Source organism: Micromonospora musae, from assembly GCF_003626635.1.
In the GTDB taxonomy this organism is placed as follows: domain Bacteria; phylum Actinomycetota; class Actinomycetes; order Mycobacteriales; family Micromonosporaceae; genus Micromonospora; species Micromonospora musae.
This window is the reverse complement of record NZ_RAZT01000004.1, coordinates 102,963-128,941: the sequence shown is the minus strand read 5'-3', so window position 1 is coordinate 128,941 and position 25,979 is coordinate 102,963. Positions and strand designations below refer to the sequence as shown.

The window sequence follows — 25,979 nt, the reverse complement described above, 5'->3', positions numbered from 1 at the left end:
TGTTATCTGCGGCAAGAGCGGTGAGCCTCGCCGGACTGCCGTCTTTGATCGGCCGGGAGCCGGTCACGGCGGGGGTAAGCGGGCAGCCAACTCCATCGGCAGCACCCGTCGCAGGGCTGCCACCGTCGCCTTCGCTCCGAAGCGCTCTGTGGCCAGCCGTTCAGCACGGGCGGACGCGCTGAAGATCTGGTCGACGGGTGCGGCCCGCAGCACGGCGACGATCCAGCCTTCCAGATCCTTCACGTCGTCGGGCAGTTCCAGAGCCTCCGGTGTCGGTGCCGGCCGGGGCGCTTGGTCGGGCCCCGGTTCGCCGGCTGAGGCGTACCGGTCGGGTGGAAGGCTCACCCGGTAAGGGTAGACGCAGACGGCGACGCCGTCGGTGGTGGCGCGCGCCAGCGGCCGCCTGGTCGAGTCACCACTCCTCGCATGGAAAGTGCGTCGACCGGACGCAGGCGTCGTCCAGCACGCGATACCGGGCGAAGCCGGCCGACCGCTCGAACAAAGAGGTCACGTACAGCAACTCCGGCTCACCGGTCGCGACGTCGAGGTTGCAGGGATGGCTGCGGAACGGCTCCCAATCCTCCCCCTCCAGCGTCAACCACGCGTGACTCCGATCGTCGCCCCCGAGGAACATCTCCTTTCCCGCCGGCTCCGGGGAAGCTTGAAACCGAACACCACCTCGAGGTCCGCCACGACCTCGCTCATCCGTGGATCCCAATCAGGATCTGTGGCCCCCAACAGCAGGGTCTTGTCCATAGCCATCTGTTCACCGATCAGCAGCTGAGCCAGTCGAAGAGTCCGCCCACAACAGTCACCGAGCCAGTCGCGTCACCTGCGGCGCCGTCGTCGTCGGCTGTCGACCAGGCTCTTGTCGCCGCCGACGATGATGCGGGATGCCTGAAAGGCCGCCAGTCGAGCTTCGAAGCTTTCGGCATTGACGTCTCGGACCAGGAACAGTCCGTTGTCGCTGGGAATGACAGCATCAACGACGGCCGGCATGGCTTCACTCCTTTCGAGCCGCGCTGAGGGTCCTTACCTCCATATGAGGTGGGGACCCTCAGCCGCGATCAATGGTCGACGGCGACGAAGAACGAGCAGCTCGTCGAGGAGTGCCCGCGGCCCGGTTACCTCACAACACCCCTGGCCTGTCGCCCGGGATCGGGGCGACAGGCCAGGGGTGTTCGGTCGAAGGACGGCGGTCAGGAGCTCTTCGGGAGTTCCTCGGGCCATCGTTGGCGGGCGACGCTGTCCTGCCACTCGACCACTGGGCCACCGCCAGCACGCGTCGCGGACCGGTCAACGACCGGGAAATCCGCCCCGCCCACCAGCTGATGCGTCCCACGCCCCTGCTCCGTCTTCGCCGCGAGCACGTAGGTCGTGCCGGGCCGTAGCAGAGACTCGCCCTCCACCTGCCAGGTGTCCTTGCCAAGGGTTCCACCCAGCTGGACTACGCGCAGCGTCTTGACCGGCTCGCCCTTGAGGGTCTTGTCCACCGTCACGTCGAAGACGGTGTAGGGCGCGCCGTCGCGCTCCTGCACCTCCGCGACGCGGTTTACCGTCGCGACGACGACGTAGTCGGCAAACCCGGCGACCTTCGTCTCGTCGGTGACATCGAACGCGTAGGACGAGTGCACCGTGTGCATGTCACCCGCCCGCAGCGAGTCGTAGGCCAACCATCCGCCGGAGGCCACCGCGACGGCGGCGGCGCCTGCGACCAGCGGTCGAACAAGGCGGCGGTTCATGCTCAGTACCCCCATACGTTGGGATACGAGTTGATGTCCCACGATTGCAGGTTGTTGTTCATGTTCGGGTTGTAACAGGCCGGGCACGTGTCCATCACCGCGATCTCCGGCCCGTGGGCGAGCTTGAGAGAGTGCCCGAACTCGTGGGTCACGACCGCGTGCTTCTGCGAGTCGTTGTAGCCGTCCATCCAGTGTGTGTTCAGTTTGATGTCGTCCGCGCCCGCGCTGCAGTCGAACCAGCCCGCCCGACTGTCGCTCGAAGAGGTGTAGTCGGACACGTCGACGTCCGCGTAGGTTGAAGCTGTATCAGCTTTGACGTTGATCGGGTTCAGCGAGTTCCATACCGCAGCGGGCGCGGCTTGGTTTCCTTGCTCAGCGCTGCCCAATGAGCCCTTTTCATCGTGATCGTGCTGGTCACGGCGGGTGCGGCTAACCCGGAGATCGATGAGGGCGAGGCTCCAGGTAAGACAGCAGTCGACCAAGATCCGATGCCCCGACCGGGAGCCTCGCCGTGCTGTCTTACCCCGCCACGATTCCGCTGTCCAGTCGAACCCTGAGCCACCTCGCCGAGCGCATCCGCGGCCACCGTCGGCAGCGCCGATCCCGGTGGCGGCGTCTGGACCCCGGTCGGCAAGCCCTGCTCACCCTCGCCCACCTGCGCAACGGCGATACCTACACCCGCCTCGCAGCTGGGTTCGGCATTGGCGTCACCACCGTCTGGCGCTACGTCCACGAAGCTGTCGACCTGCTCGCCGCAGCGGCCGACGATCTGGCTGCCACGATGGACCGCATCCGCAAGCTGGCATACACGATCCTCGACGGCACGCTGATCCCGATCGACCCGGTCGCCGACCAGGGGCCCTACTACGTGGGCAAACACAAGCGGCACGGTGTGAACGTGCAGGTCATCGGGGACGCTGCGGGTCGCCTGGTCTGGGCATCGGCGGCGCTGCCCGGTGCCATTCATGACCTGAGCGCCGCCCGCGTTCACGGCATCGTCGACGCGCTGAGCAGCGCCGAGGTGATGACGTTCGCGGACAAGGGCTACCCGGCTCTGAACGCCAGGGCTCGCCCGGGTCGGGCCGCCAGGCCTCGGTGCTTGGCGGCATCGCGGCCAGGGCGCTGGCCCTCGATTGCCCGGGCCTGCCGATCCGTGTGGGCGCCGAAGTCAGCGCCGCTTTCCGCACAGGTTCGTGGGTCGATCTATCCGCTCCCGCCGGTCGACGCGCCGTGCGCCAGCTCCGCGTCGGGGTCGTGGCCGTAGAGCCACCGGAGGTGGCTCAGGTCGACCTGCCGGGCCAGTTCCTCGTCGCGGGCGCGCTGCGCTGGCCCGTCGGGCAGGTGGAAGAGGGCGGCCCGACGCCGGGCCTGCCGGTGCACCTCCGCCACCCGGGGGCGGCGCGCCCGCTCGTACCGATAGAGGGCGGTGGCCGGGTCCGCGGCGAGTAGGTCGGCGACGAGCAGGGCGTCCTCCAGCGCCTGGTTGGCGCCCTGCGACAGGTACGGCAGGGTCGGGTGGGCGGCGTCGCCGAGCAGCACCAGCCGACGGCTGTGCCAGGGCCCGGCGATCTCCCGGTCGTACAGTCCCCAGCGGCTGACCCCACGGGCCGCGCCGATGACCCGGAGCACCTCGGGATGCCAGCCGTCCAGTGCGGCGGTCAGCTCCTCGACGGCAGGGTCGCCGGTCTCCGCGCTCTGCGCGCAGACCGCGCTGACGTGCACCGCTTGTCGGGCGGCGATCGGGTAGTACGTGACGTGGGCGTCGGGCCCGAACCAGAAGAGCACCCGGGGTACGCGACCCAGCGCGGGCACCTCGTCCACCGGGAGCAGGCCGCGCCAGACGGCGTAGCCGGAGTAGCGCGGGGTGTCGTCGATCAGCGCGGGACGCACCACGGAGTGCACACCGTCGGCGCCGATGACCAGGTCGGCGGTGTCACTGGTGCCGTCGGCGAGGTGCAGCGTGGCCTGCTCGTCGTCCTCGCTGACGCGGACGACGCGCCGGCCGAGCCCGAGGTCGGCAGCCGGCAGGAGCCCGACCAGGCCGCGCTGCAGGTCGGCACGGTGGATAAGCACGTACGGGGCGCCGTAGGCGGTCACGCACGCGTCGCCGTGTGGGAGGGCGCAGAGGAGCCGGCCGTCGTCCCAGCGTCGGATGTCGATCGATTCGGCGGCGACGCCGTGCTCGCGCAGCGTCGGGCCCACACCGAGCCGGCGCAGGATCCGCACCCCGTTCGGGGAGAGCTGGATGCCGGCGCCGACGGCGGTGAACCGGGTCGCCTGTTCGTAGATGCGGTACGGCACCCCGTGCTGGCGCAGCAGCGCGGCGACGGCCAGGCCGGCCACTCCGCCGCCCACGATCGCGACCCGTGTCACGCCGCCACCCCGCCCGGCTCGTACCCGTACAGCCAGGCACGGGCGTCCAGGTCGGCGGCCTGGCGCAGCGCCACGTCTCGGGCGGCCTGTTCGGGGCCGTCGGCGAGGTGCATGTGCCGAGCCTGCGCGCGAGAGGCGCTCTGCACGGCGGTGGTCCGGGGCATGCGCTGCCGCTGGTAGCGCAGCAGCCGGTCAGGGGCGTCGGCGCGGGAGGCGCCGGTGAGGCAGGAGGCCAGCTCGACGGCGTCCTCGACGGCCTGGTTGGCGCCCTGAGCAAGGAAGGGCAGCATCGGGTGGGCGGCGTCGCCGAGCAGGGTGACCCGCCCGACCGACAAGGCGGTCAACGGTTCCCGGTCCCACAGCGCCCAGTAGCGGACCTCGCGGGCGGCTTGCGCGACGGCGGCGACCGGGGCGTGCCAGCCGTCGAAGGCGGCGACCAGTTCGGCCGGATCCACCGTGGCGGACCACGATTCCACGGGCGGCTGGCGCAGGGGTGCGATGGCGGCGAAGCCGAGTGCCCGGCCGCCGCTGACCGGGTAGCAGACGAAGTGCCTGCCCGGACCGAGCCACATCCGGGCCACCGGCGCACGGGCGCCCGCCGGCAGCCGGTCCATCGGCACCAGCCCACGGAACACGCCGAGGCCGGAGAAGACCGGCGTGTCCGGGACGAGCGCCGCGCGGACCGCCGACCGCAGCCCGTCCGCGCCGACCACCACGTCGGCCCGATGGGTGCGGCCGTCGGCGAAGGTGAGCACCACCTCCTCGCCGTCACGATCCACCCTGGTCAACGGCCGGCCCAGATGCAGCCGGGTGGGGTCCACCCGCGCGTGCAGGGCGTCGCGCAGGTCGGCCCGGTGCATCCCCAGGTACGGCGCGCCGAAGCGCACCTCACAGGCTGCGCCGAGTTCGGTGCGGGCCACCGGACGGCCAGACCAGCCGTGGATCTGCGCCGCGGCGAGTCGGACTGCCCGGGAGTCCAGCGTGGGCCGCAGGCCGAGCCGGTGCAGGGGCCGGACCGCGTTCGGGGAGAGCTGGACGCCGGCGCCGACCTCGGTGAGCCGGTCGGCCCGCTCGAACACCTCGTAGGCCATGCCGGCCGCGTCGAGGGCCGCGGCCAGGGCTAGCCCGCCGATGCCGGCGCCGACGACCGCCACCCGCGGGCTACTCATGACGGGTTTCCGTCCGGGTACGCCGCAGCGAGCCAGGCGTAGGTGCGCAGCTCCTCAAAGAGGCTGCGGCCGAGTCGGTTGTGCAGCATGTGGACGTGGGAGAAGAGGATTTGGGCCGGCGGCGTGTCGCCGCTGGCGGCGATCTGCTCGGCCAGCTCCGCGATCGCGGCGTGCCAAGGGCGGAACGGGCCATGTGCGTCCGGGTCGGGGACCGGGCCGGTGGCGTCGACGGCGCAGAGGGCGACCAGCTGCTCAGGCGTGGTGCCGGAGTGGCCGGCCCAGACCCGCCAGGCGTCCATGCTGCGGCGGTAGAACTCGGCCTGCCGCTCGGGGCCGCCGAGGGCGGCCGCGGCGGCGATGGTGCCTCGCAGTCCCAGCCCGGTGCGCAGCCCCTCGGAGGGCCGGTTGGGCAGCATGGCGACGACGAGCTCGCTGGACAGCTGGAACAGCCGCTCGGTGGCGGGCATCAGCGACCGACCGCCGTAGCGCAGGTGCTCCGGCTCGTAAACGGCTCGATGCACGCCCGGCGGCAGCAGGTCGAGCACCTGCCGGTCGGCACCGCGTTCGGTGGCGGCGAAGGTCACCGCGCCGGCCCGGTAGCCGGCCTCGTCGAGGGGTTCCTCGTCGTCGGCCAGCCGGCCAGCCTCGGCCAGCCGGTCGCGCAACGCCTCCTCCACCCGGTGGTACGCCTCGGAGCCCAGGTCGCCGACCCGGAACCGCAGGTGAGTGCCGGCCTGCCAGAAACGCATGAAGAACCAGGGCCGACCGTCGAGTTCGGCGGCCACCGGCCGGATCACCTCCTGGATCACCCGGTCCTGCACCGAGCGGGCGTCGGAGGCGAGGTGCAGGTGCCACGAACTCCACTCGGTGGGCCGGGTCGCGGCGTGGTCGGGGCGGAGCACGGTCTGGGTCACGGCATCTCCTTTGTTCTCGATTGCGGGGCTCGCGAACCTGGGTAACTGCTCGCGCTCACGGCACCTCTCCTCACAACCTGATGTCGAGCAGCCCGCCGCTGGCGTGCCGCGGGGTGCCCACCACCACGGCGAGCGCGATCATCTCGTCGCCGGCCAGACCGAGCAGGTTCCGTGTCGCGTTCTCCACGAACGCCCGGACCGGCCGGGCGTACAGGTCGGCCGCGCTGGCCGCGAGGGAGAGGCCGTGCGCGGCCCAGCCGACGGCGTACTGGGTGGCCGTCCAGGCGGTCGGCCCGTAGGCGGCGTGCAGCTCCCGGGGGCGGACCGACAGGAACCACACCATGGAGGCGTGCCGGACGCCGCAGCCGTCGGTCGGGGTGAGCGGGTAGCCGTACGTCGCCTCCAGCTTCGTGGTGATCTCCCGGTCGGCTCGGTGCAGGACGAGTTCGCCGTCCGGCCCGACCCGGTGCACGCCGTCGGCGTACCCGTCGATGTCGCGCAGGGCGACCGAGACGGTGATCCGGTCGCGGACGGCGGCCAGGGTGGGCCCGGGTGCCGGTACAGCCAGCCAGCGTGTGATGTCGTGCACGACCGCCGCCGGCAGCCGCCGACGGCGGGAGTCGAAGCCGGGCCGGCCCGCCGGCATCCGTCCCGAGTTCCGACGCCAGGTCAGCTCCGCCCAGTCCGGCGCAGTCGGTGCGGCAGCCGCGTCCGCCGGCACACCGGAGCCGAGCCGGGTGGGTGGGTCAGTGAACGCCTGCGCCCGGTTCACCGCCGCCACCTCGGCGAGGACCGGATCGGGTGACTCGGCGGGCGGGTCGGCGGGCGTCGGGCCGGGCACCAGAGGGGGCGCACCCAACCCGACGGTGACCGGCAGCGACCACTCCCAGGCGGGGTCGAGCCCCACCTCGGCGAGGACCGCGCCGGCCCCGGCGTCGGGCAGCCGCACCCACGCTGGCACCCGGAAGTGGTGCAGGCCGATGGCGAGGGCGCGCAGCGCGTAGCCGGTCTCGATGGCGACCAGTGAGCCGCGGAACCAGCGGTAGCCGCGCGGGATGCGGGTGTAGCGACCGGTCAGCGCGAGCTGCCGGGCCCGGGGCGGATGCCCGGGTACCGACAGGGTGGTCAGCGCGTGCCGGTCGGGATCCAGCAGCGTCCAGTGCTCTCCGTCGTCGGCGAAGACCTGCACCGGGTACAGGCAGCGCGGCGAGGCGTAGCCGCGGTGGGGGTTGTAGACGTTGTCCGGGTCGTACCACTGCGGCCCGTACGCGGCGACCAGGGCGTGCCCGAGCGGGTCAGCCACCTCCCCCGCCACCTGCCCGTGCGGGTACGCGGTCCGCCCCAGCAGCTCCGCCGTCCCGTACGGCAGTGGCCGGCGGGTGCCTCCGACGGCGGCGGCCGGGGTGGGCGGGTGGACGTGCGTCTCCATCGGAGGCACCGGCTCGGACAGCCAGGGTGGGATCACGGTCTCGTCGGCCCCGGCGGCGTACGCGTACCAGAGCGACTCCCGGCCGATGGTGTGGTCGGTGTACGGGGCGGGAACCCGCATCCCGGCGCTCACGGGAACGGGTGGGGGTCGTAGGGCAGCGGTCGTCCGGCCTGGGCGGTGCCGGCGAGCGCGGCGGCGAGCCGGGGCTGGCCCAGCAGCCGCTGCTGGGCGTGGCCGAAACACATCGGCAGGATGCCGGGTACGACCATCTTGACCACCGAGATGCCGACGTCCCGGTGCTCCCGGGTGCTCTGGTCGACCAGCACCATCCGGTCCATGCCGGCTGCTGCGTAGAGTTCCCGGACGTGGTCCAGGGCGCCCCGAACGTCACCAGCGGCGGCCCGCTCGAGCTGGCCGGGCCAGTCGCCGAACGCCTCGGCGATCGTGGTCTCCGGGCCGCCCAGCACGGCGGTGGCACGGGCCAGTGTGGCCGGATGCATGTAGTAGCGGGGGTGGTGGACCAGTTCCTCCATGTTCCACGGGTCGGCCAGCATCGGCTCGATGTCGGAGGTGTCCGGGTCCTGCGGGTCGGTGACGAGCTGGGCGACCTCCCGTAGGGCGCCCCTGATGGCGGTGGCCGGGTTGGCGCCGGACCCTCCGGAGTGGAAGGTGGCCGGAAATCCGCCGGTCCGGTTGACGGCGAGGGTCCACACGATCGGCAGGGCCACGTCCTGGGTGGCGACGAGGATGTGGACGTCGAAGCCGCGAGCGTGGATGAGGTCGATGAGGGCCTTGCTGTCCGGGTCGGTGATCGTCGAGGTGGGGATCACCGGCAGCGGGGTGGCCCGGTGCCAGGCGATCAGGAAGGCGTCCCGCTCGGCGAGCTCGAGCAGCGAGTGCAGGGCCGCCTCCTCCAGGCAGGAGCCGGCGGCACAGCCGCTGGAGGAGTCGTAGAAGTGCTTGCGGTTCTCCCGCGGGTTGGCCCGGCGCGCGGCGCGGGCGGCCCGGCGGTTCAACTTGTACCGGTACTCGTACTGGTAGAAGCCGATCTCGGCGGGTACCAGCACCGGCCGCCCGGTGCTGAGGTCGTGGCCCCACACCCAGTCCATCGGGCTGTCCGGGTGTACCGGGAGCACCCGGGCGGTGGGGTGGGCGAGCTGCTCGTCGGTGTGCCCGCCGAGGGTGGCCGGGTCGAGGGCGTGGTCGGCGACCTGACGGTAGGTCAGCCCCTGGAGCACTGGCGCGTCGAACGGGAAGCCGCCGAGGCGCTCGTAGAGCTCGATGAGGCCGACCGGTTCGGCCTCCCGGAAGTTCATCGCCCGGCCGTGTCCCCACGCCGGCGCGTCCGGCATGATCGACATGCTCATGGCAAAGGGCGCGGCCGACTCCAGAATGATCTTCTGGACCGGGCCGAAGCGCTCGTCGACGACCCGGTCCCGCAGCGCCCCCGGAACGACCAGGCGGGCACCGTCCGCGGCCCGGGTGGGGTCGCCCGGTGCGGCCGGGTGGCTGCGCAGGGTCAGCAACTCCGGTCGCCAGTCCAGGTCCGGGTGGAAGCGCGGTGCGCAGGACGAGCAGTAGAAGTGCCGCGGGATCCGGTGCCGCCGCACGCCGGCCGGGCCGACCACAGCGAGCTCGCCAGGAGCCAGCGGCACGTCCGCCAGGTTCCGGGCAGCCGCCGCCAGCAGGTCCGGCAGCAGTGGGTCGCCGGTGCCGGTCCGCCAGCGGTTGAGGTCCAGGCGGGCCTGCAACGGGTGCTCCAGCACCGAACGCTCGCGGGACTCGGCGCAGACCGGGCAGCCGGCGTCGGTGCCCGGTACCCAGCGCGGGCCAATCTGCACCTCGTCGTCGTACACCCGCACCGACAGGTGCTCGCGGCCGTCGGCGGCGCTGCGGCGCCACTGCCCGGTCTGCCAGTTCAGGTCGAATCCGCGGTCGAGCGTCACGGTGGCGTCGACCGCGAGCAGGGGGGCCAGCGCGGTGAGCCACTCGTCGGCGGCGTCTGCGGCGAACCCCGGCCCGAGGTTGGGCCGGTCGGTGTCAGTGCCCATCGGTCTGCTCCTCGATGTCGCCGGTAACCTCGACCGGGCCGTACCAGAACGGAAGCTCACCCAGGACGGGATCGGCGTGCCGGGCGCGGCCGCGGAACCGGCGGCCGGTCGCCGCGGCCAGCGCGGTGACCTGCTTGCGCAGCGCGTGCACCACGCCGTCATCGGCGAGCAGCAGGGCGTCGGTGTGCAGGGCGGGTGCCGGCTCGCCGCCAGCTGCCTCGACCTGTCCGGCGGTGACAGCCACCCCCACGGCGGCCCGGACGGCGGTGTCCGTGTCCGGCCCCCATGCCACGCCGAGCGTCTCCCCGTCCGGGGTGCGCACCCGGGCCAGCCGCCAGTCCAGGCCGGGTACCGCGCGCAGGTCGACGACGTGCGGCTGGGCAGCCAGGCTCTGCCGGATCCGGTGCGTCTCCGGGTCCAGCTCGGCCGGGTCCAACGTGGGGGCCGGCTCGGCTTCCGCGGCGAGCAGCCGCAGTGCGCCGTCGAGCAGCCAGGTCTCCTCGGTCAATCCGGCCGCGCCGCCGTCGGGCGCCCGCCGCATCCCCTCGATGGCCGCCGCGACGTACGCGGTCTGGAGGTCGGGCCCACCGGCGAAGACCGAGCCGGTCCGGCCGTCGCGGTACGCCAGCTCGCGCTGTGACAGCGGTAGCTGGGGCAGCTCCGATTCCCGGTCACCCCGGGTGTACGGGCCGGTCCAGCGGCTGGTGAGGGCGGAGACGGCCGGGGTCAGGTCGTCGATCGTGGGCAGCGGAACGCGTTGGGCGTCGTCCAGCAGGTGCCAGCGCTCGTCGTCGGCCAGCGGCGCTCCGAGCACCACCCGGTCAGCTGTGAGCGCGTCGGAATGCACGACGTATGCGTCCCGGCGGGTGTCCTGACCGGCGATGACCGTGAACAGCAGGTGCGCGGCGAGCGCACCGGCCAGCGCGTCCGCGACCGGACGAGCGGGCGGCGGCACGGACTCCGCCGCAGCCTGGTCCAGGACCCGGTCCCGCCACGCCGGCCACCTGGCGGCGGTCGCGGTGTCGGTCACCACCGGTCCGGCCACCAGCACCCGGCCGTCCAGCAGCACCGGCAGCACCGGCGCCGCGGCCGGCTCGGGCGCCTCGCCGGCGGCGAGGCAGCGGATCACCGCGTCGAATCCGCTGAGGTCGCCGGCCGCATCCCGCGCCTCCGCCGCACCGATCCCGGCCCGGAGCAGCCCCCGCACCGCCGGCCCGGTGACCTCGACGGGGCCCACCACCGCCACCCGCGCTGCCCGCACCGCCGCGAAGGCGGCGTACGGATCCGCGGAGACCGCCTCCAGGTACGCCAGTGGCCCGGCCCACCGCTGCCGCTCGGCCTCGTCCGGCTCGGCGACGGTGTGCGCCGCGAAATCCAGGAGCAGGTTGTGCCCCCGTAGCTGGTCGACCAGGTGGCGGACGACCGGCCTGGCCCGCTCGCCCAGCGCGGTCACCATCTCGTCCTCGGTGGTGCCGACGTCCAGCAGCGGCACACAGGTGTCGGCGACCCGGAACAGCAGCGTTGAGCCCCGCAGGACGAGCTGGTCGCGGCCCCCGGCGAGGTAGACGCCGTCGGGCGTCGGCGCGTAGTGCAGGTACGGTCGCGCGCGCAGTCTCATGACTTCTTCCCTCCGTACTGGAACAGGCCGCCGGGGCGCCTGCCGATCTCGACCACCCACTCGTAGGCGTGCGTGCCGTCGACCACCCCGGGAAGCGCCTCCTCCAGGTAGTCCACGGCTTTCCCGTCGGCCCGACGCTCGAGCATCCGCGGCAGCACCCGGGTGCCGAGGGCGGAGGTCAGGTCGACGTACTGCGGCTTCTGCTTCTGCCGGCGGGGCATGATGTCGGCCGGGCGCAGTGACCGGGGCGCCTCGTCGTCGAAGGCGGTCTTGACCACCACCTCCTCCGGTACGCCGTACCGGCCGCGCCAGCCGGTGAGCGCGAGCAACCGCTCGGGGCCCTCCGGCGCGGCCAGCGCCCCGTCCAGCTCGGCGCCGCCGTACCAGCGGCGGCGGCTCAGCACCACATCGCCGACGGCGATCCGCGGGGCGATCCGGGTACGGGCTCGGTCCCACGGGTTGCCGCCGTGCCAGAGGTCCAGCAGGTAGTTGTTGAGTCGGCCGCCGGTCGCCAGGCAGGACGCCACCGACAGTGGCGGCGGGAACAGCCCCGGGTGCCCGGTGCCCAGCGGCAGCACCCGCAGCCGCTGCCCGTCGGCATCGGTGACCGCGAGCGTGTCGGTGTCCGGATCGTGCACCAGACGCAGCGCGTACCAGTCGTCCGGGCCCAACCCGTCCGGCAGCACGCGGGGATGGGCGTTGACGTTGAGTCGGTGCAGCCCCAGGTCCTCCACGACCCGTGCGCCGTCCCAGCCGAAGCGCTCGGCGAGCCGGTCGGCGAGGTACGGCAGCGCCCGCCCGCCGAGCCGCCGGTCGCCGTCGAGGAAGCGGGAGTAGAGCATGCCGTGCCCCGGCAGCCCGTCGTTGACGACCAGCCGGTCCCCCGCCCACTGCGCGAGCACCCCGTAGCTGAGTGGGTCACGCCGGAACTCCTCGGGCAGCTCGGCGACGAGCTCGTACGCCTGCTCGGCGGACCACCGCACCTCGGGCTCGCCCGCCTCGGCGGCTCGAGTGATCTCCGCCCGGGTCCAGGCCATGATCCGGCGGCGCAGCGCGTAGAGGCGCAGCAGCGGGTCGTCGCCGACCGGGCTGTCGTCGGTGAGCGTCGCGGCGTACTCCCCGGCCGCCACAGCCTGTGCGGACACCGCCTCGACGAGTTCGTCGGCGTGGTCGGCGAGCGGGACGCCGGCGCCGGCGCCGAACCGCCGGACGAAGGCCCGGGTGGTCATCATGCGCACGTCGTGCAGCCAGTCGAAGACCGACAGCAGCTCCACCGCCGCGCCCAGGTCGGCCAGGTTGCCCCGCACCGGCTCGGTGTCCACGGTGGCCGGCGGGAGGAGGTAGTCCTCCTCCACCATCACCTGGGCCGGCCGCTGCGCCAGCCCGCTGACCCGGGCCAGGTCGGCGCGCAGGGTCGCCAGGTCGGCGCCCCGCTCCATCACCGGCCCGTCGGCCAGCCGAGACAACCCGGCACGCACGTCGGCGAGGGCGTCGGCGGCCAGGGTGTCCGGCCGGTCCAGCTGTTCGGCCAGGTCGGCGTCGCCGTTCTCGGCCTCGTTGAAGGTGCACAGGATGCCGCTGTCCAGCGCCCGCAGCACGATCTGCTCGGCGTCGGGCAGTGGGCAGCCGGCGTGCGTGGCGACGTATCCGGCCACCGCCCGGGCCGGACGCGGGCCCATGGCGATCGCGTCCATCAGCAGCTTGATCGGGCCCCGCAGCGGTGCGGAGAGGCGCTGGTAGCCGCCCTCGGTGGGGCGCAGGAAGAACAGCGCGCCCTGCTCCGGCTCCACCGCGGAGGTTGGCGAGAGCCCCACCCAGGCACCGAGCCGCGCCGCGCCCGCCGGTGGGTTCAGCCCGCCCAGCACATAGGCGATCATGACGCGGTCCAGGCTGGGGAACGAGTGCGCCTCGGTGAACGGCACGCTGCGCGGGTCGACCCCCTCGGGGCCGGGCACCGCGATGCCGACAGCGGTGAACCGGGCCAGCGGGCTGGTCCGGACCATGGCCCGGGTGACGTACTGGATCAGGCCGCGCTCGGACTTGCGGCCTCGGGCGGCGACCGGTTGGCCGGTGGCCACGGCGGCCCGGTAGCGCTCGGCCTCCTCGTGCACCTCGGGAGCGAGCAGAGCCAGCGAACGGCGCAGGTCCTCGTCGCTCAACAGCCCGGCGAGGGTCCCCCGTTCCCGCTCGGCCGCCGCCGGATGCTCGGCGATGAGCCGGGCCCGCAGCTCGTCGCGGCGATGCCGGGCGGCGACCCAGGCGGCCACGGCGGGCAGATGCGTGAGGTCCGTGCGGGGCTCCCGGTCCCGGGAGATGGCGCGGCGGGCCTCCACCAGGCGCTTGCGTTCGGCCTCGTCGGAGCTGGCACCGATCAGCCGGTAGAGATCGTCGGCGCAGCGGGCGGCACTGTCGGACAGCGCCCGGTCCACGTCGGTCAGGTCGGCCAGGAGCGCCCGCAGCGTCGGGTCGGCGAGGCGGGCCCGGCGCAGCGGGTTGATCCGCAACTGCCAGAGGGGCTCCGCTGGCGAGGTGGTGCTGATCGGGGCGAGAGGCGCCGGGGCGGCGGGGGCGAGGGTCATGCCGCCCTCCCCGCGGTCGCGACGACCCGGACCCGGTCACGGGTTAGCCGGTCCTGCCAGCTCTCACCGAGCACCTCGTCGACCAGCTCGCTGATCGCGTAGCACATGTAGTAGCGCTGCATCGGCGACACGGTGAGCAGCGGAAGCTGCTGGTAGAAGAGGTTGATCAGCACGCGGTATGCGGCGAACCACTGGGTGGTCCGGTCGTAGGCGCCCGATGCGGCGACCCTGCGGTGGAACTCGGTGTCCGGCTGGTCGCCGGTCGGCACCACGTCGGGGGCGCTGGGCGGGCCCATCGCGGCGGTGTCCACACTGCCGGTGATCTCGTCCAGGAGGTCGAGGCTGAGCGTGCCGTCGGTCACGGCCGCGTCGAAGGTGCCGGCGCAGTAGGCGAACGCCGTCCGCCAGGCCGCCGCCGGGCCGCTGGGGGTGCCGGCGAGCCGTTGCTCGATTACCGGGCGCAGCACCGTCGCCTCCCGCGCCAGCCGCTGTGCGAATGCCGGGCGTACGTCCCGGGTGGGCCGTACCCAGGCCAGGAAGGCCTCGACGTGCGACCGGAACGAGTAGACGCCGTGCGCCAGCCCCAGGAAGTACGAGTCGGCGAGCGCCGCGAAGGCCTCGCCGAGGCGTACCGTGCCCTGCTCGGGCCGCCGCGCCAGCTCGTCCACCGTGTCCAGCAGCGGCGTGGTCAGGACGCTCTGCGCCACCTCCCAGCCGGCCAGGGCGCGCAGCGCCGGTTGCCGGGGGCCGCTGTCCTCCCGGCGGAGCAGTTGCACCGCGCCATGTTCGGCCATCGGCAGGTACGGCGGGGGCACCGCCTCCAACCGTCCGAACTCGCGGGCCTGCGTGAGGTAGTCCTCCTCGCTGAGGGCACGGGCCGGGTCCAGTGGGCCGGCGTCCAGCTGTGCGGCGACGGTGGCCCAGTCCGCCGCGCCCCCGGCGCCGCCGTACGCGACGATGTCGACGTGGGGACCGTGCCGCCAGCCCCGGTGGAGGTGGACGACGGCGTTGCCGTCGTCGTGCAGTGCGCGGGCCACCGGCACCACGGATCGTGCCAACCAGGGAAGCGTCACGGGCCCTCTGGTGTGGAGCCGCACACCAATCACGTCGGTGGCCGGCTCATACGCCTCGGTCGTCATGTCGACGCACCTTTCCGGAATTGTCTCGACGAGCAGGAAATTCACTGGGAATTCGATTCTCGACCCGCGCGGCGGGCGAACAACAATGTTCCTGACAACTGTCAGCAATTCGCTGACGGCTCGTCCCGGCGGGTGGTTTGCGCCTTTTGAGCGATCTACGCTAAGGTCTGCCCATGTCAGCTGACACCGGCGCGCGTCAATTGGGCGGCGAGTCCGTGAATCGCCGAGACCCGCTCGCCATGGGCGTCGTCACGATGGTCATCTATGGGTTGCTCTGGCTGATCGTGGGTGTGACCGGCCTACCGGTGCCCACCGGCGTCCGGCTCGCCCTCGACCTGGCCGCCGTGGTCGGCGCCGGCGCTCTCCTGATGGCGGGCCGGCGGCTGCGGGCGCGCGGTCCGTCCCGGGTCCGCCGCGTCCACCCGCATTCGATGCGGTGGTTCCACCTGGTCAACCTGGCCCAGACCGCGTTGATCCTGGCCGCCGTCTTCGGGCTGCTTCGGGCCGGTTCACCAGGGCTGATCGTCGTGGCCGTCTGCCTGGTCGTCGGCTTGCACTTCCTGCCACTGGCCCGGATCTTCGACGTCCCCGGCTACTGGTGGACCGGCGCACTGCTGATCCTGGTGGCCGCGGCCGGCGCGACAGCGTACGGTCTTGATACGGGTAACGGAACCGTACGCGCGGTGGTCGGCCTGCCGGCCGCCGTCGCGCTCTGGTCCACCGCGCTGGACGTGTCCCGGCGCGGGTGAGCGAGGGCCAGGCGCACCGACGTCGGCTGCACTCGTCCAACTTCGACTTGGACGAGCACAGCCGACGTCAGCCGCGTCAGCAGGTGCTGGACGAGCGGGTGGGCGAGGGCGATGGCGCCCCGGGGTGGCCGCTCGATGCGCCCGACGCCGGCTGGCTCTCGCCATCGTTCATCCACTGTGTCCCGTCGCCGGTCCGGCTGGTCTCGGTCCGACCGTGACGGTCGTTCAGCAGGTGCTGGACGAGCAGGTCGAGGAGGAGGACGAGGTGCCGATGCTGCCGCTCGACGCGCCCAGCTCCGGCAGAGCCACGCCCTGGGCGACCTCGAGGACCTCCAGGTCGGCGATCTCGAACGAGTCGAAGGTCTTGTCGTCCTGGGCCGCGGTGGTCTCGTCGATGCTCATGTCATTTCTCCTTCTGTTTTAAGGGCTTTCCTTCAACCCTTCCGGTGAAATCAATTCTGGCCCCGCCCAACGACCGTGTCCATGCTTTGTCAGCGCCTGCTGACACATATCACGGTGGCAATTACACCGGCGCCGGCCGTAATCGCGAAAGGGCCGCCCGGGTCGAGATGAGTGCCTGTCGGAGAAGGCGCACACCAGGCCCGGACGGCCCGTGGAACGAAGCTTCGGCAGGTCATCCCAGCCCCAGCTCCTCGCCGGCGCGCAGCGCCCAGTCCGCACCGTTGAGCAGCTGCCAGCCGTCCTCGGTGCGCCACGTGCCCAGCTCACCCGCCGGCCGGCTGCCGAGCAGGAAGTCCCCCACCGACGTCTCTCGCAGCCAGTCAAGCCGCAGCACCCGCGCGGTCAGGTCGGCGTCGCCGATCCCCAGCCCGCACGGCGCCAGCCCCATCGCCGTCGCCACCAGGTACATCGTCTGGTAGACCACCCCGCAGTGCCGCAGCGTCATCCCGTAGGCGATGCCCGCGTACTTCCAGGACAACCGCTGGAAGCGGGAGGTCAGGGTGATCAGCACGTCACCGTCCGCCTCGCCGCCGGTGGCTCCCGCGGCGATGTCCAACATCGCCGCCTGGTCCGCCGGCTCGTCGTTGACCAGCACCAACCGGTGCGCCGCGGAGTCGTAGAACCAGATCCCCGCGTCCAGGCCCGCGCAGCGGCGCACGGTCAGGTACAGCTCGATCTCGTACGCCGACCCGCCGGTCGGATAGGGCCGCCCCACGATCTCGTTGCCGGTCGGGTCGCCCTCGGCACCGCGCAGCACCCGCACCCGACCCACCCGGTAGAGGAACTCGCCGAGCTGGCGCAAGGTGAGCGGCTCCTCGCCGTAGGAGCGGATGGACCGGCGGCCCTCCAGCGCCACGGTGAACGCCGGGTCCCGGGCCAGCACCTCGTCGAGCTCGGGCCGGTACAGCTCCACTGTGCGGCCCGCCGGCGGCTCCTTGACGGCTGGCAGCGGCGGGATCTCCCCCCGGTGCGGGTAGATCCCGCCGATCGGGTCGTCGTAGCGACCGGGGCGGGTGCGCGAGTGGAAAAGCAGGTCGTGGAAGGACCACTGGCGCAGCGTCAGATCCACCTCGGACTCGAAGCCGCCGGCGCTGTCCGCCGCGTCGACCAGGCCCGCACCGACGAGATGACCCAGGAGCGTGCCGACCGCCGCGACGTCGAGGTCGTCGCCGGCCAACTCCGTCGGGGTACGCGGGGTGCCCAGCTCAGCCACCAGGCGTCGGGCCACCGGGTGCACCAGGAGCACCCGGTGCCGGGCCAACGGCGACTCCAGCACCAGCGCGCCTTCCCGAGTGCGGCAGAAGGCGAAGCGGGACAGCCGCACCCGGACGGCCGGCGCCACGGTGACCGGCGCGTACTGCGTTCCCGGCGAGGTCCGCTCAAGCCGCAGCATTTCGTGGCCACCCGCGACGACGCCCCAGGCGAGCAGGTGGGGCGCCCGGTCGAGAAACCCGCGCAGCTGGGCGGCCTCCCGCCCGGTCAACCCGCTGAGCAGGACGGCGGGGTCGACCGGCCCGTCGGCGAGCCGGCGTAGCGCCGCGCCGAGCCCGCTGCCGACCTGCCGCATCGCGACCACCCCGGCGGGGCTGGTGAGGACGACCCGGTCGGCTTGGAACTCCGCCCGGGCGTCGTCGCGGAACCTGACGACCGTGCCGTCGGTGGGGGTTGTCGTCTGCATGGTGCACTCCGTTTCCGTCGCGGGACTGGGCCTCGGGTCTCGCCGCCACGGATTCCGGACCTCGCCGGACACGACGCAACGAGGCGCCGCCGCCACTGTCCCCGGCCACCCCGGCCGCCGTCATCGACGGATGACGCTCGCACCTCACTCCGGTGACACCGGTCATGCCGGGTTCGTGACACCCGTACCGGCATCCGTGACGGACATCGTGGTGGCGCTGGCCCGGCGAACGGTCCGGGCAGAGGCTGGCCGGGTCCCCGCCCTGCTCGGCGGCGGGCGGAGGCTGCGGACGGGGAGGTCACGGTGGAGACCGGCGAGGCGCACTACGTACGGCGGCTGCTGGACGCCCTGCAACGGCGACCCGGACGGCCCGTCCTGTACCGGCCGGAGGGCGCGACGACCGGCGGCGAGCTCGCCGCAGCGATCCTGGCGACCGCCATCGGACTGACCCGCGCCGGTGTGGCCCGCGGGGAGACGGTGGCCGTGCTGACCGAGCCGAACGTGCCGGCCATGCTGGTCACCCGGTACGCCGCGCACCTGCTCGGCGCCACCGTCACGCACGTGCGCTCGATGAACGCCCGCGCCGACGGTGAACATCTTTCGACAGTCGCCCGCCGGCGGGTGCTGAACGCCACCGGCGCCCGCACCCTCGTGGTCGACGCGGCGAACGCCGGGCGGGGTCGGGAGTTGGCCGCCGCGGCGCCCTCGCTGACGGTGCTGGCCGCCGACGAGCTGCGCCAGCACCGGTCGAATCTCCTTCCGACCGCCGCCTGGCACCCGAACGACATCGCGGTGGTCGACCTGACGAGCGGCAGCTCCGGTGACCCGAAGCTGGTGCAGCAAACGTTCGGCGCCCGCGACAACCGGATCCGGGTGTCCGCCGGGGACGGCTCGCCGGACTGGCCGGTGACCATGCTGTCAGTGACTCCGGTCAGCCACGCCACGGCGACCATGGTCGACGCGGTCCTGATCGGCGGGGGCGCGGTGGTGCTCCGCGACGGCTTCGACCTGGACGAAGTGGTCGACACCATCGTCCGGCACCGGGTAACGGACGTCTACCTGGCGGTGCCGCACCTCTACCAACTGGTAGACCGGCCGGAGGCCGCCCGGCGAGCGCTGCCCTCGCTCCGCCAGGTGCTCTATAGCGGTACCTACGCCGCTCCGACCCGGGTCGCCCAGGCGGTGAAGCTCTTCGGCGAACGGCTGACCCAGCTGTACGGCAGCACCGAGGCCGGCGGCATGTGTACCCTCACCCCGCTCGATCACACCGAGCCGGAGCTCCTGCCCAGCGTCGGCCGACCCTTCTCGTGGGTCGATCTGGAGATCCGCGAGGCCGACGGCCGGACCGCAACGCCTCGCGGAGTCACCGGTGAGGTCTGGGTACGCGCGGCGACCACCATGGCCGGCTACCTCGGCGACCCGGCCTTGACCGCGCAGACGATGCACGACGGTTGGATGCGCACCGGCGACCTGGCTCGCTTCGACCGCTACGGCTACCTCCACCTCGTCGGACGCATCGGCAGCGTGATCAAGGCGAACGGCTTGAAGATTCATCCGTCCACCGTGGAGCGGGTTCTCCTTGCCCACCCGGCGGTGGCCGACGCCGTCGTGTACGACCGACGCGACCCGCGCCACGGCGAGACCGCCCACGCCGCGGTGCAGTTGCGTCCAGGGGTCCGGTGTGGTGCTGCCCAGCTGCGCGACCACATCGCCGCCGGTCTTTCCCCGGCGCACGTGCCGGCCGGCTTCTCGTTCCTCGACGCGCTGCCGCTGACCGTGTCGGGCAAACCCGACCGCGTCGCCCTCCGCGCCGCCGCCGATTAACCTCCGTTCAGTCGGGATGGCACATCCGGATGGGTCGCCGCGTGACGACGTTCGGCCGGAGAGTCGTGCTGGTAGGACGAGTGTCCCCTGACGTCGCGTTGATGCGAAGCTGGCCGGGTGACGATCAGGGTTCTGCTCGCCGAGGACATGAACATGGTCCGCGGCGCCCTCCTGGCACTCCTCGCCCTGGAGCCCGACATCGACGTCGTCGCCGAGGTGGCGTCCGGTGACGACATCCTGCCAGCGGCGCTGGCGCAACGGCCGGACGTCGCGGTGCTCGACATCGACCTGCCGGGAATCAACGGGCTGACCGCGGCAGGTCTGCTGCGCGAGCAGTTGCCGAGCTGCCGCTGCCTGATGCTGACCAGCCTCGGCCGGCCAGGCAACCTGCGCCGGGCGATGGCGGCGCACGTCGCCGGCTTCATCCTCAAGGACGCCCCGCCGGAGATCCTGGCCGACGCGATCCGGGGAGTTGCGGCGGGCCGCCGGGTGGTCGACCCGCAGCTGGCGCTCGCCGCCTGGGACAGCGCCGAATGCCCGCTGACCACCCGCGAGGCCGAAGTGCTCCGGCTCACCGAGAAGGGCGCCGAGCCGACCGAGATCGCCACGCGGCTGTTCCTGTCCCCCGGCACCGTCCGCAACTACCTGACCACCGCGGTGACCAAGCTCAACGCCCGAAACCGGATCGACGCGATCCGGATCGCCCGCGACGCCGGCTGGCTCTGACCCGGCCTCCCGGCCCGGTCAGGACGCGAGCTGGGCGGGCGCCTCCAGGGCGGCGGGCAGGCTGACCGGCAGCTCCGCCCGGAGCCGGAACCAGCCGTCCGGTGAGCAGCAGGTGACCAGGCGGCCGCCGAGCGCCCCGGCCCGGTCGGAGAGGTTGCGCAGCCCGCTGCCCCCGTGCTCGGACGGTAGGCCGGGCCCCTGGTCGGCGCCGTCGTTGGCGATGGTGAGCAGCACGCGCCCGCCCTGCTCGGTGACCAGCACCTCGCAGTTGCGCGCCCTGCTGTGCCGCAGCAGATTGGTGATCCCCTCGCGGAGCACGGTGGCGAGCACGGTGCTGACCGCCTGCGGAAGCGCGGGATGATCGATCTCCATCCGTACCTGGATGTCGGCGGCGGCCAGCACCGACCGCGCCGAGCGGGCCTCGTCGCCCAGCGACATGTCGCGGTAGCCGCTGGCGAGCTGCCGTACGTCAGCCAGCGCCTGTCGTGAGATGCCCAGGATGTCGTCCAATTCGGCGAGCGCTCGGGTCGGGTTGCGGACCATCAGGCGCCGGGTCAACTCGCTCTTGAGGGTGACCGCGGAGAGGCTGTAGCCGAGCAGGTCGTGCAGGTCACGGGAGAAACGGAGCCGTTCCCGGATCACCGCCAACCGGGCCAGTTCGGTGCGGGTCGCGTGCAGCTCACGGACCAGGATGGACATCTGGGACAACCCGTAGACGATAAGACCGGTCAGCACCGTGGACACCGTCGTGTACGCGACGAGCAGGACCTCTGTGGTCATCGCCGACTGAATCACAAGGGTGCCGAACACCGTCGCCGCGAAGGCCACGACGGAGCGGGGAGGCGCCAGCATCAGCAGGAAGCTGCCCGCGACGAAGCCCGGCATCCCGACCCAGGACTGGCCGAAGACGAGGAACGGTAGGAAACCGAGTAGCGACTGGGCGACGAGCAGCCCCAGACGGGCCGACCCGGGGAGCCGACGGGCCCGATCGGTCAGGAAGAACAGCTGAAGTGACAGGAGGCCGCTCATCGCCACCAGGGCGAGCACGACCGCGCGGGGCCCCTGCGCCGTCTCGATGATGTTGAGCAGCGCGACCAGGCTGAGCCCGGTGACGACGGTGGCGACCACGACCCGGGCAAGTCGCGACGCCGTGGGACCGGTGCGCACGTCGTCGTTGATCCGGTTTGAATCGTCTGACGGTGTCTGGTCCATGTGCACGCCCCCCGAGCGCCGATCCTCCCGCGCGAGCCTACGCGTTCAGGCCCTCGCGGCGGATCCGCGATGACGGCGGACTTCGATGTTAAGGTCTGCGTCACCCGAGCGGGGGGGCGGCGTCACTCGTGCGCCCGCCTCGCGGACTGCGTGTCCACACTGGTCGCCGCAGCGCGCTCGGCATGCGTGCCAGTGACCGCCACGCCCGTCGCGAGCAGATGCGCCACCGCCTCGCCGACCAGCGCCGCCGGCAGTCCGACGGCCACCGCCAGCGCCGCCACGGTGCTCGGCGCGGCCAACGCGTCGACCAGCCGGCCGCCGTCCGGGCGGTGCAGGACCACCCGGTATGCGCCGCCGGGCACCTCCAGCACCAGGCCACCCGACTCGCGGCGCGTCTGGACCGCCGGGGAGAGCCACACCAGGCCGTCCGCGGGCGGCGGCGCCAAGCGGAACACCGCCCTCGGGGTCAGCGGCAGAGCCGAGAGCCACGGACCGAGGCCGTCGGCCAGGCCCACCGACCGGACCACCACGTGCTGAAGGCGGTCCAGCAGCGCGGAGAGCCGGCGACGCCGGTCCTCGACGCTGTCGTCCGCGACACCCCGGAGAACGTTCTCCAGGGACACCGGGCCGAAGCTCATCCGGCGCAGCGACTCCACCGTCGTCGGATCCGGATCGGTCACCCGGATCTCACCCCACCGGGTCAGCAGCAGCACGCTGCCGTCCGGGGCGCCGGTCTCCACGAGCACGTCCTCGGGGAACGACCAGAGAGCGACCGTCCTGACCTGCCGGCCGGGCTGCCGCCACGACATGTGGCTGCTCACGTGGGCCCTCCTCACTCCGGCGACGCGCTGATGGATCAGACAAAGATCGGGATCGGGTTCAGGTCCTCGTACCGGGTGGCACGCACGATCCGCCCGAGTTGGACCGGCAGGTCGTAGAGGCGCCCCGGCGCGAACCTGGCCCAGAAGTGCCGCAGTCCCGGTACGAGCACCTTCACCACCGGCAGGCCGATGTCCGGCCGCGTCTGGTCGAGCACCAGCAGCTCCAGGCCGCGCGCCGTCACCGCTCTCTGCACTGTATGGATGTCGTCGCGCAGGTCGGTGCCCGGGACGTAGCCATAGTCGGCGGGCGTGCGGGCCGACACCTCGGCGTTCGGCCTCAGCCAGGGTTGGTTGGCCACGGTCGCGCTGGCCCACCAGCGGCGGGCCTCCGGGTCGTCGCAGGCGTACCCACGCCCCTTTGCGTCCACCTCCACCACGGCGGGCAGCAGCTGGTTGACCTCCGTCAGTGCCCGGCGCAGCGCCACCGCCGGGTCGAGATGCGCACCGAAGCCGAAGACGATGTCCTCCGCCGGCTTGTCCGTCCGCCGGGACAGCGCCACAAACGTCGGCACGCCCAGGTCGGCGGTCAGGTCCAGGGCCCATACCTCCCGGTGCAGCCGGCGGTGTACCTGCCGCAGCTCGACCATCCACCCGTCGGCGAAGGCGTCGAGGTCCACCCCCGGCTGCCGGGTGCGGTTGTACCACCACAGCGCCACCGCGTCCCGCTCCACCAGCTCGAAGAAGCCCTGGCAGATCGCGTCCTCCAGGCTGGCTCCGGCGGCGTTGCCGTTCGAGTCGGCCCGCAGGCAGCGCTGGCTGGCCTCCGCCGGGGTGCCGTAGTAGAGCAGGGCGGTGGGGAGCAGGCGTTGCCGCCCGGCGGTCAGCGACCACACCGGCGTCCAGTCCAGCTCGGCCTGCTCGTCGAAGCGCGGACCGATGTATTGGAACGCCGAGTGCCGGGCGTTCCAGGCGGCACGGTCGGCGTACTGGCGATCGTCGAACAACTGCACCGAGTTGGGGTGGACGGCCTCGTCGCCCAGCTCGGAGAAGCGGGCCCGGATGCGCAACTCGTCGCCGTGGAAGGTGCCCGACTGGCGCTCCAGCGCCTCACAGAGCGCGCTCACCCGAGCCTGCTCGGCGGTGGCGCCCTTGCCGCCGTGCTCGCTGCGGAGACCGCGGCGCAGGTCGTCCAGGCCGCGCACGTCCAGGGCCAGGTTGGCGCCCGCACGGTAGGAGTGCAGGAACTCCGGCCCGCGCGTGTCCCGGCGGATCTCCCGGACCAGCCCGGTGACCGGGCTGACGAGGTGCTCGTACCGCTGCCACACCTGCTCCGGTGAGAGCGCCCGGTGGCCGCCGCCGTCGGTCGACGCCTTGGGCCGGCTGACCGGAGTGACCGGCCGGCGGGTGCGCTCACGGACCAGCTGCGGGTCGCCGCAGGAGGGGCACTGTGGGCGGGCCCGCAGCTCATGATGCCGCCCTTGCAGGGTGAGGGTGTCCACCGTCCACACCGCCTGCTGACCGGCGTAGCGGTGGCCGGCCAGCCACTTCGTCGCTTCGAGGGCGACGAGTTGGGCGGCGACGGCGGCCGACGGCGGCACGGCGGCGACGGGACGGGGCACCGGTCCGTTCCGTCCGAGGACGCGCTGCACGTACGCCTCGGCCCGCCGGTGCAACCAGAGCCGGTGCGCCAGGCAGTGCCAGCAGGCCTGACCCGGTCGCAGCACCGGGCCGATCCAGAGCTGGGTGCCGACCGGGCGAGCCAGCAGCCAGGGCCGGGCGGTCTCGCGCTGCCGCCGGTTCACCGCGGCCAGCTCGGCGTCGAGGTAGTCGGCGCAGAGCACCACGTCGAGGTCGGCGGTACCCTCGCCGGTCATCAGGGTGAGGCCGGCGGTGGCGCAGGCCTCGCGTACCGCCGTGTCGTCGACCCCGCCCACGGCCTGGACCCGGACGGCGGCACCGGTCAGGGCGGAGGTCGCTGCACCGCTGTCCAGCCCGGCCGACTCCCAGTACGCCACGGCCCGCGGGTCGTGCTGTCCGACACCGGGCGTACGGGCGACGAGCAGCCCGGCGTCGGCCAGGTCACGGACCAGGCCCGCGCATTCCTCCGGGGCCTCCCGCAGCACGGTCGCCACGTCGCGGGTGCCGTCGAGCAGCGGGGTGAGGTGTTCCATCCGGGCCGCCTGGACGGCCGTCACACCGTGCTCCGAGAAGAGGTACGTCGCCTCGCCGGCGATCACCTCCGGGCGCAGGTGCCGCCGGAAGCCCACCAGCGACGGCTCCGCGACCCCGGTCATCTCAGGCGGCCCGCTCGTCGTGGGCGGCGTCCGCCAGGCAGATCCAGGTGAAGGTGGTGGCCGGGGTGTCGGACGTCGTCCACGCATCGTGCTGGCTGATCCGCAGGCCGGAGTTCGCACCGGCGGGGCCGAAGGCGTTGGCGGTGCCCGCCACACGGGAGTCGCGGTTGGGTGCGGATGAGTGCGTCATGGTGATCCTCGTTTCAGGTGGGGCAGGGATCATGTTCGCCCTGTGTTGGGAAAATGGTGTCGTCGCGGGGGCGGCCCCACCAGTGCCGACGTCACCGACCCGATGTGAAAAACACACGTCGGCGCGGCATGAAAATTTCAGGTTCGCCGGCTGTGCAATTTCATGTTTGCCTCGGGATCGGTGCACTGTTCCGATCACGGCCGCGTCGCCATGCTTTTGGGCAACGTCGGATTGGCCTCCGCAACGCCGGCCACCGACGAATCCTCTCACCAGCGGGGTGGCCCAATGAGCATTCGAATTGTCGTCTGCGACGACCACGCTCTGGTCCTGGACGCGTTCGCGGAGACTCTGCGGACGGTTTCGGGCTTCGAGATCGTCGGTCTCGTCAACGGTGGCCAGCACGTGGTCGCCACGGTCCGGCAGCTGCGTCCCTCCATCGTGATCCTGAGCATGGGGATGGCCGGCACGGACTGCCTTCAACTCGCCCGTCAGGTACGCGAGGCACTCCCCTCCTGCGGCGTCGCGCTGATCGCCGCCTCGCCCACGCGAGCCCTGGTGGATCGCGCGGTGGAGGCGGGCGTTCTCAGCGTGATCCCGAAACACGCGCGCCTGTCCCACCTGGTCGGCGCGGTCCGCGGGGTGGCTGCCGGCTGTCTCACCATCGACCCGGCCCTGATCGGGCCGCCCGGGGCGCGGGCGCAGGCCCTGTCCCACCGCGAGAGGGAGATCCTCAGCCTCACCGTCGGCGGCGCCTCGGTGAAGGAGATCGCGAAGGAGCTCTTCCTCTCCGCCGGGACGGTCCGCAACCTCTCCTCCTCGGCGATGCGCAAGCTCAAGGGGCGCAACCGTTTCGACGCCGCCCGCATCGCCTACGAGCAGGGCTGGCTCTGACCGCCGGTGACATCTGTCCCGGCCTGCGGTGATGTCGGTAAGCGACGCCGCTCTCCGGCCGCCGGACGCCCTAGCGTCCGGGAAAACCAATCGAAAGGGAAAGACCGTGACAGCACCG

At 72.6% G+C, this 25,979-nt stretch carries 24 protein-coding genes and 1 pseudogene; 6 read left to right on the top strand and 19 right to left on the bottom strand.

Going from position 1 to position 25,979, the window contains the following annotated elements:
- Positions 1-63: 63 nt before the first annotated feature.
- The 5 genes from D7044_RS09410 to D7044_RS32915 all read right to left on the bottom strand — a co-directional run bounded on the left by D7044_RS09410 (position 64) and on the right by D7044_RS32915 (position 2,224).
- Positions 64-345 carry a hypothetical protein gene (locus D7044_RS09410; protein WP_233564912.1) on the bottom strand — a complete coding sequence of 94 codons (282 nt, stop codon included), beginning with the start codon at positions 343-345 and terminating at the stop codon, positions 64-66.
- A gap of 67 nt (positions 346-412) precedes the next feature.
- Complete coding sequence (locus tag D7044_RS09405) at positions 413-634, bottom strand: hypothetical protein (RefSeq protein WP_120688562.1); 222 nt, start codon at positions 632-634, stop codon at positions 413-415.
- Between the two features lie 194 nt (positions 635-828).
- Positions 829-999, bottom strand: coding sequence for a hypothetical protein (locus D7044_RS32325; RefSeq protein ID WP_158609288.1), 171 nt, complete (start codon positions 997-999; stop codon positions 829-831).
- A 200-nt stretch (positions 1,000-1,199) separates the two neighbouring features.
- Positions 1,200-1,757 (bottom strand): hypothetical protein, encoded by a 558-nt coding sequence (locus tag D7044_RS09400; RefSeq protein ID WP_120688561.1) that lies wholly within the window; start codon positions 1,755-1,757, stop codon positions 1,200-1,202.
- The gene (locus D7044_RS32915; protein ID WP_233564911.1) at positions 1,745-2,224 is read right to left on the bottom strand and encodes a zinc metalloprotease; all 480 of its coding nucleotides are present in this window, start codon (positions 2,222-2,224) and stop codon (positions 1,745-1,747) included. The genes D7044_RS09400 and D7044_RS32915 overlap by 13 nt, the downstream gene beginning before the upstream one ends.
- 29 nt (positions 2,225-2,253) lie before the next feature.
- Between D7044_RS32915 and D7044_RS09390 the strand changes: the two are divergent.
- Positions 2,254-2,814: pseudogene (locus D7044_RS09390) on the top strand (transposase family protein); the annotation flags it as partial.
- 131 nt (positions 2,815-2,945) lie between these two features.
- Here the strand turns inward: D7044_RS09390 and D7044_RS09385 are convergent.
- The 8 genes from D7044_RS09385 to D7044_RS09350 all read right to left on the bottom strand — a co-directional run bounded on the left by D7044_RS09385 (position 2,946) and on the right by D7044_RS09350 (position 14,933).
- Positions 2,946-4,115, bottom strand: coding sequence for an FAD-dependent monooxygenase (locus D7044_RS09385; protein WP_120688560.1), 1,170 nt, complete (start codon positions 4,113-4,115; stop codon positions 2,946-2,948).
- Entirely contained in the window at positions 4,112-5,284 is a 1,173-nt protein-coding gene (locus tag D7044_RS09380; protein WP_120688559.1) for an FAD-dependent monooxygenase, read from the bottom strand. The genes D7044_RS09385 and D7044_RS09380 overlap by 4 nt, the downstream gene beginning before the upstream one ends.
- On the bottom strand, positions 5,281-6,198 hold the full coding sequence (locus D7044_RS09375) for a thiopeptide-type bacteriocin biosynthesis protein (RefSeq protein WP_120688558.1): 918 nt from the start codon (positions 6,196-6,198) through the stop codon (positions 5,281-5,283). Before D7044_RS09375 ends, D7044_RS09380 begins: the two co-directional genes overlap by 4 nt.
- A 70-nt stretch (positions 6,199-6,268) precedes the next feature.
- Positions 6,269-7,747, bottom strand: a complete 1,479-nt coding sequence (locus tag D7044_RS09370; protein ID WP_199716551.1) for a hypothetical protein — start codon at positions 7,745-7,747, stop codon at positions 6,269-6,271.
- 8 nt (positions 7,748-7,755) lie between these two features.
- Positions 7,756-9,678: a TOMM precursor leader peptide-binding protein gene (locus tag D7044_RS09365; RefSeq protein ID WP_120688557.1), complete on the bottom strand. Its 1,923-nt coding sequence runs from the start codon at positions 9,676-9,678 to the stop codon at positions 7,756-7,758.
- Positions 9,668-11,296 carry a hypothetical protein gene (locus tag D7044_RS09360; RefSeq protein ID WP_120688556.1) on the bottom strand — a complete coding sequence of 543 codons (1,629 nt, stop codon included), beginning with the start codon at positions 11,294-11,296 and terminating at the stop codon, positions 9,668-9,670. The genes D7044_RS09365 and D7044_RS09360 overlap by 11 nt, the downstream gene beginning before the upstream one ends.
- A complete protein-coding gene (locus D7044_RS09355; protein ID WP_120688555.1) occupies positions 11,293-13,875 on the bottom strand; it encodes a lantibiotic dehydratase in 2,583 nt (860 codons plus the stop codon). The genes D7044_RS09360 and D7044_RS09355 overlap by 4 nt, the downstream gene beginning before the upstream one ends.
- Complete coding sequence (locus D7044_RS09350) at positions 13,872-14,933, bottom strand: hypothetical protein (RefSeq protein ID WP_199716550.1); 1,062 nt, start codon at positions 14,931-14,933, stop codon at positions 13,872-13,874. The genes D7044_RS09355 and D7044_RS09350 overlap by 4 nt, the downstream gene beginning before the upstream one ends.
- A 254-nt stretch (positions 14,934-15,187) precedes the next feature.
- Here D7044_RS09350 and D7044_RS09345 point away from each other — a divergent pair, with 254 nt between their 5' ends.
- A complete protein-coding gene (locus D7044_RS09345; protein ID WP_199716549.1) occupies positions 15,188-15,763 on the top strand; it encodes a hypothetical protein in 576 nt (191 codons plus the stop codon).
- Positions 15,760-15,981, top strand: a complete 222-nt coding sequence (locus D7044_RS09340; protein WP_120674245.1) for a hypothetical protein — start codon at positions 15,760-15,762, stop codon at positions 15,979-15,981. The genes D7044_RS09345 and D7044_RS09340 overlap by 4 nt, the downstream gene beginning before the upstream one ends.
- 7 nt (positions 15,982-15,988) lie before the next feature.
- Here the strand turns inward: D7044_RS09340 and D7044_RS09335 are convergent, their stop codons facing one another.
- A complete protein-coding gene (locus tag D7044_RS09335; RefSeq protein ID WP_120674243.1) occupies positions 15,989-16,165 on the bottom strand; it encodes a thiazolylpeptide-type bacteriocin in 177 nt (58 codons plus the stop codon).
- Between the two features lie 232 nt (positions 16,166-16,397).
- Complete coding sequence (locus tag D7044_RS09330; RefSeq protein ID WP_120688554.1) at positions 16,398-17,903, bottom strand: SagB family peptide dehydrogenase; 1,506 nt, start codon at positions 17,901-17,903, stop codon at positions 16,398-16,400.
- 303 nt (positions 17,904-18,206) lie between these two features.
- Between D7044_RS09330 and D7044_RS09325 the strand changes: the two genes are divergently transcribed.
- Together D7044_RS09325 and D7044_RS09320 are read left to right on the top strand one after the other, a co-directional pair.
- A complete protein-coding gene (locus D7044_RS09325; RefSeq protein WP_120688553.1) occupies positions 18,207-19,727 on the top strand; it encodes a class I adenylate-forming enzyme family protein in 1,521 nt (506 codons plus the stop codon).
- Positions 19,728-19,844: 117 nt separating this feature from the next.
- Positions 19,845-20,453: a response regulator transcription factor gene (locus tag D7044_RS09320; RefSeq protein ID WP_120688552.1), complete on the top strand. Its 609-nt coding sequence runs from the start codon at positions 19,845-19,847 to the stop codon at positions 20,451-20,453.
- A gap of 18 nt (positions 20,454-20,471) precedes the next feature.
- Here the strand turns inward: D7044_RS09320 and D7044_RS09315 are convergent, their stop codons facing one another.
- The 4 genes from D7044_RS09315 to D7044_RS32115 form a co-directional block, all read right to left on the bottom strand.
- Complete coding sequence (locus tag D7044_RS09315; RefSeq protein WP_158609287.1) at positions 20,472-21,620, bottom strand: sensor histidine kinase; 1,149 nt, start codon at positions 21,618-21,620, stop codon at positions 20,472-20,474.
- A gap of 167 nt (positions 21,621-21,787) precedes the next feature.
- Positions 21,788-22,486 (bottom strand): hypothetical protein, encoded by a 699-nt coding sequence (locus D7044_RS09310; RefSeq protein ID WP_147434617.1) that lies wholly within the window; start codon positions 22,484-22,486, stop codon positions 21,788-21,790.
- 35 nt (positions 22,487-22,521) lie between these two features.
- Positions 22,522-24,780 carry a TOMM precursor leader peptide-binding protein gene (locus tag D7044_RS09305; protein WP_120688551.1) on the bottom strand — a complete coding sequence of 753 codons (2,259 nt, stop codon included), beginning with the start codon at positions 24,778-24,780 and terminating at the stop codon, positions 22,522-22,524.
- 1 nt (position 24,781) lies between these two features.
- On the bottom strand, positions 24,782-24,970 hold the full coding sequence (locus tag D7044_RS32115; RefSeq protein ID WP_147434616.1) for a hypothetical protein: 189 nt from the start codon (positions 24,968-24,970) through the stop codon (positions 24,782-24,784).
- Between the two features lie 285 nt (positions 24,971-25,255).
- Between D7044_RS32115 and D7044_RS09300 the strand changes: the two genes are divergently transcribed.
- Entirely contained in the window at positions 25,256-25,861 is a 606-nt protein-coding gene (locus D7044_RS09300; RefSeq protein WP_120674231.1) for a response regulator transcription factor, read from the top strand.
- The last annotated feature ends 118 nt before the right edge of the window (positions 25,862-25,979 follow it).

Bases quoted from the DNA above. Each gene is read 5' to 3' on its own strand.
- D7044_RS09405 (WP_120688562.1), bottom strand. From the start codon at position 634: ATGTTCCTCGGGGGCGACGATCGGAGTCACGCGTGGTTGACGCTGGAG.
- D7044_RS32325 (WP_158609288.1), bottom strand. From the start codon at position 999: ATGCCGGCCGTCGTTGATGCTGTCATTCCCAGCGACAACGGACTGTTC.
- D7044_RS09400 (WP_120688561.1), bottom strand. From the start codon at position 1,757: ATGGGGGTACTGAGCATGAACCGCCGCCTTGTTCGACCGCTGGTCGCA.
- D7044_RS09380 (WP_120688559.1), bottom strand. From the start codon at position 5,284: ATGAGTAGCCCGCGGGTGGCGGTCGTCGGCGCCGGCATCGGCGGGCTA.
- D7044_RS09370 (WP_199716551.1), bottom strand. From the start codon at position 7,747: ATGCGGGTTCCCGCCCCGTACACCGACCACACCATCGGCCGGGAGTCG.
- D7044_RS09365 (WP_120688557.1), bottom strand. From the start codon at position 9,678: ATGGGCACTGACACCGACCGGCCCAACCTCGGGCCGGGGTTCGCCGCA.
- D7044_RS09360 (WP_120688556.1), bottom strand. From the start codon at position 11,296: ATGAGACTGCGCGCGCGACCGTACCTGCACTACGCGCCGACGCCCGAC.
- D7044_RS09355 (WP_120688555.1), bottom strand. From the start codon at position 13,875: ATGACCCTCGCCCCCGCCGCCCCGGCGCCTCTCGCCCCGATCAGCACC.
- D7044_RS09345 (WP_199716549.1), top strand. From the start codon at position 15,188: ATGTCAGCTGACACCGGCGCGCGTCAATTGGGCGGCGAGTCCGTGAAT.
- D7044_RS09335 (WP_120674243.1), bottom strand. From the start codon at position 16,165: ATGAGCATCGACGAGACCACCGCGGCCCAGGACGACAAGACCTTCGAC.
- D7044_RS09330 (WP_120688554.1), bottom strand. From the start codon at position 17,903: ATGCAGACGACAACCCCCACCGACGGCACGGTCGTCAGGTTCCGCGAC.
- D7044_RS09305 (WP_120688551.1), bottom strand. From the start codon at position 24,780: ATGACCGGGGTCGCGGAGCCGTCGCTGGTGGGCTTCCGGCGGCACCTG.
- D7044_RS32115 (WP_147434616.1), bottom strand. From the start codon at position 24,970: ATGACGCACTCATCCGCACCCAACCGCGACTCCCGTGTGGCGGGCACC.
- D7044_RS09300 (WP_120674231.1), top strand. From the start codon at position 25,256: ATGAGCATTCGAATTGTCGTCTGCGACGACCACGCTCTGGTCCTGGAC.